Source organism: Vibrio sp. 10N.222.49.C9 (assembly GCF_041474985.1).
In the GTDB taxonomy this organism is placed as follows: Bacteria; Pseudomonadota; Gammaproteobacteria; order Enterobacterales; family Vibrionaceae; genus Vibrio; species Vibrio crassostreae_C.
In genome coordinates, this window is sequence record NZ_JBFRVD010000398.1 from 1 (window position 1) to 299 (window position 299).

The following is a 299-nucleotide window of genomic DNA, read 5'->3' on the forward strand; positions in this document are numbered from 1 at the left end:
GTCTTAAAGCTGTTCCTCAACCGGCACAATAGGAGATTTTGATATGGCTAATAATCCAAAAAATCGCCACGAGCTAGTTGAGAAAAACGTTGGACTACTGGCAATTCTGATTGTATTCGCAATCAGCTTGGGGGCATTGGTAGAGATCACTCCGTTGATTTTCCAAAAGCAAACCACTGAGCCTGTACAGAACCTGCGCGTGTACTCTGCACTAGAAATGGAAGGTCGTGATGTGTACATCCGCGAAGGATGTAACGTATGTCATAGCCAAATGATTCGTCCGTTCCGTTCTGAAACAG

Annotated in this window: 1 protein-coding gene; it reads left to right on the plus strand. The window is 44.8% G+C overall.

The features are described from left to right. Window positions 1-43: 43 nt before the first annotated feature. On the plus strand, window positions 44-299 hold a 256-nt coding region (locus AB4585_RS23685; protein WP_372171212.1), incomplete at its 3' end, for a cbb3-type cytochrome c oxidase subunit II.